At 58.6% G+C, this 3351-nt stretch carries 4 protein-coding genes and 1 tRNA gene; all 5 read left to right on the top strand.

Going from position 1 to position 3351, the window contains the following annotated elements; all coding sequences use genetic code 11:
• Positions 1-546: 546 nt before the first annotated feature.
• Complete coding sequence (locus tag Q0072_RS01855) at positions 547-1263, top strand: hypothetical protein (protein WP_298324885.1); 717 nt, start codon at positions 547-549, stop codon at positions 1261-1263.
• 140 nt (positions 1264-1403) lie between these two features.
• Entirely contained in the window at positions 1404-2180 is a 777-nt protein-coding gene (locus Q0072_RS01850; RefSeq protein ID WP_298324883.1) for a M48 family metallopeptidase, read from the top strand.
• Positions 2181-2199: 19 nt separating this feature from the next.
• Complete coding sequence (locus Q0072_RS01845) at positions 2200-2550, top strand: hypothetical protein (protein WP_298324881.1); 351 nt, start codon at positions 2200-2202, stop codon at positions 2548-2550.
• A gap of 96 nt (positions 2551-2646) precedes the next feature.
• Positions 2647-2722 (top strand) — tRNA-His (locus tag Q0072_RS01840).
• A gap of 137 nt (positions 2723-2859) precedes the next feature.
• The coding region (locus Q0072_RS01835; RefSeq protein ID WP_298324878.1) for an FAD-dependent oxidoreductase at positions 2860-3351 on the top strand (492 nt) is incomplete at its 3' end.

Below are 3351 nucleotides of genomic sequence, written 5' to 3'. Positions count from 1 at the left end.
GGTTAAAGCAGCGGTATTTAACCCCACCGTCTTTGACGCCTGAGCGGCGTCAAATCCACCTCCCCTGAAATCAGGGGAGGTGCTTGAATTACGATTCCATCAAAAGTCATACCGATCTAATCCCAACGGCCGAAGATGCTGACCGCATCCGGCCGTTAAAAACTTGAGACTGTCTCATATGTTTCAGCGACATGAGACAGTCTCAAAAGGCATACCAAGAGTCATTTTCAATGACCCTTGGTATAAAATAATTCTATATAATGTACTGTTTTATAATATATTTTTTTCCGAACGCCGTTGCGTGCTTTGCGGAATACGGGTCGATCACGAAAAAGGCATTTGAACTTATTAGTACTAAGTGATATGTTTTGCTAAGTCAGAAGAGAATGGTTTCTCCCGATGGATGGTCTCAGGCAAGGGGGCTTTGAGACGCACGGGCCCACAGACTTCAAATCCTTACCGTCCAACACGCGGTAACGTACCGGCGCCCGTTTTCCGGACGGGCTCCGGCCATAAGGATCAGACCAAAAGGAAAGGAAACCCCGCATGGCAACGACCATCATCCCGCCGACCCGCAACCCGTTGTTTCAGACCCCCGCCCAAAAGCGCCTGTCCAAGCCCGTCATGGTGGGCATTGCCTTTGCCTCCGTGGTGCATCTGGGCCTTGCGGCCTACATCATCAACGAACGCTTTGAAGTAAAGCTGGGCCAGGCGCCGGACGGCACGCCGGTTATCGAAGCGCCAATGATCACGTTCAAACCCAAGCCCACAGAGCCTACGGTTCAGGAAAGCAAACCTCAGACGACGCCGATCCGTTTAAACACGCCGGATACGCCGGCCCCGCCGGTTGAGGACAGCCTGCCTCTCGTGGCGACGCCGACGGACCTGCCCGAAGTCACTGGCCCCATGCCGGTTATCACCGGTCAGCCCGGCCCGGTGGCTGAATCTGGCCCGGTCCATGCCGTTGGCCCGACCTATGCCAAGGCGGTGTGGTCGCGCTTCCCCGACTCAGCGGTCCTGATGGAATATTACCCCGCCCGCGCCATGGACGCCGAGGTTGAAGGGGCGGCAACTCTGGCCTGTACGGTGCGTGACACCAAAGGTCGCGTAAAGTGCGAGGTGCTGTCGGAAGACCCCAGAGGCTATGGCTTTGGCGACGCCGCGGTGCGCGCGGTAGAGGCCAAGGGCCGGGCCGATACCTCGAACGGTGCGGTCGAGGTCGGAGCCACCATGCGCGTCAGGATGGGCTTCGCGCTTCAATAGGCGCGATGCCCCGAATATGCCAAGGCCTCCGGACATCCGGAGGCCTTTTTACGTCTGGCTTATGGACAAGGGCGCAGCTTTTATTGACCACCCGACGTGGAGACGCCATTATGTTTCGGGAAAAATCCGAGGGAGTGACCATGCCTGCGCGTCTGAAAACCATTCTGAGCCCCAAGACCCTGACCATCGCGGCCCTGATCGCGGCCGCCGGGACTCTGGTGGCCTGCGAAACGAATGACACGCTTGGCCGCAGTCAGTTCCTACTCGTCGATAATGCCGATCTGGAGCCGTCGGCCCTGCAAGGGTGGCAGGAACTTATGCGGACCTCGAAAGTCTCGACCGACGCCGCGCTGAGCCGCCGGGTCAAGACCGTCGGCGCGAAGATCGTCGCGGCGGCCGGCTATAATCCCACTCAGTGGGAATATGTGCTGTTTCAGGATGATCAGCCCAACGCCTTCGTCATTCCGGGTAACAAGGTCGGCGTCAATACCGGCCTGTTTAAGGTGGTCAAGAATGATGACCAGTTGGCGGCGGTTCTGGGCCACGAAACAGCGCACGTCTTAGGCAAGCACGCCGCCGAACGCTATTCGCAGCAGGTCGGCACGCAGATCGCGCTTCAGACGGCGGCCGGGGCCACGTCGGGCCGCACCCAGCAGGTGATTGCCAATTACGGCGGCATGGGCGCGCAACTGGGGCTTCTGTTGCCCTATTCGCGCAAGCACGAACTGGAGGCCGACCGGATCGGCGTCGATATCATGGTCAAGGCGGGGTATAAGGCTTCGGAGTCCATCGCCCTGTGGCGCAATATGCAGGCTCTGAATCAGGGCAAGCCGCCGGAGTTTCTTTCGACCCACCCGTCAGACAATACGCGCATCGCGCAACTGGAAACCTATATCCAGTCGAAGGGCTATAAATAAGCACCGAGGGGGGAACAATATGAAGAATATACTGATCCTGTCTGCGGCCATACTGCTGGCTGCGGGCACTGCGTCTGCCGAGAGCAATCTACAAGAGCCGCGGTTTAAAGCCCCATCCGCTGATCAGATGCTTCCCCTTTATCCTAAGGTGGCTAGGAAAGACCGCTTGTCCGGAGAGGCCATCATTGCCTGTGTCTGGAACGAAACGGGCCGGTTGACGTGTCGGGTCCTCAGTGAAACGCCCTCGGACATGGGTTTTGGCCAAGCCACCATCAAGGGGTTTGAGACCTATGGGCGGGCGCTTGATGTCAATGCCTCTTCGGCGCCGGGACAAGAAAAGAAGTTTCGCTTCCGTTGGTCGATGAATTAAAGGGCCGCTTTTTCACCGCTTATTGCGTCGGCGGGTGAAATTACCCCTTGATCGGAGGGCCGTCGCGGTTTAGAGGATCGGCCCTCACGATGGTCTGCCGTCTTAGCTCACTTGGTAGAGCGCCAGATTGTGGCTCTGGAGGTAGCTGGTTCGAAACCAGCAGACGGTACCATCGTGATAAAAGCCCCCCGACAGAACACCCTGACATAGCTAACCCGGTCGTCCACGGACGGATTGACGCAATGCTCGCGTGCGCTCTGGTCCTGCGGGCAAATCCGGTTATAAGGCAGGCCTGAAAAGGATATGCCTATGTCTTCGTCTTTCAGCCTTATCGTCATTGGTGGCGGCATTTCCGGCCTCAGCCTTGCTCTGCGCGCGCTGGATTACGGTCTGGCGGTGACCCTGATTGCCAGGGATGCGGTCGAAGACACCACTTCGGCCCTGTCGGCAGGCATGATTGCCCCGGCGATGGAGGCCCTGACCGAAGCGCAGCCGGAAGTGTCCTATGCCCGCTATGTCGCGGCGCAAAAGCACTGGCCCACCTTCGCGGCGGATCTGGGGCTGTCAGAAATTCTTGACATGGCGCGGCCCGCCGTCTGGGTGTGGTCTGGGGAGGCGGGGCCGTCGCCTGACGACATGACGGCGCGCTTTGCCGCCTTGGGGGCCAAGGGGCAGGTGATGGGCGAAGAAGACCTCGCCAAACTGGGGTTTCATGCGCCTTTGCACGGTATTGAGATTGTCGGCGAATGGCTGATGGCCGCAGCACCCGTGCTAGCCTTTATGAAAACGCAGTTCGAGGCG

This window comes from Asticcacaulis sp. (genome assembly GCF_027484505.1).
In the GTDB taxonomy this organism is placed as follows: Bacteria; Pseudomonadota; Alphaproteobacteria; order Caulobacterales; family Caulobacteraceae; genus Asticcacaulis.
Note: the sequence above shows the minus strand (reverse complement) of the source record. Positions and strands in the feature narration are given on the sequence as shown.

What these genes read in the sequence shown, in the direction of transcription:
- Q0072_RS01855 (WP_298324885.1), top strand. Translation starts at nt 547, where the DNA reads ATGGCAACGACCATCATCCCGCCGACCCGCAACCCGTTGTTTCAGACC.
- Q0072_RS01850 (WP_298324883.1), top strand. Translation starts at nt 1,404, where the DNA reads ATGCCTGCGCGTCTGAAAACCATTCTGAGCCCCAAGACCCTGACCATC.
- Q0072_RS01845 (WP_298324881.1), top strand. Translation starts at nt 2,200, where the DNA reads ATGAAGAATATACTGATCCTGTCTGCGGCCATACTGCTGGCTGCGGGC.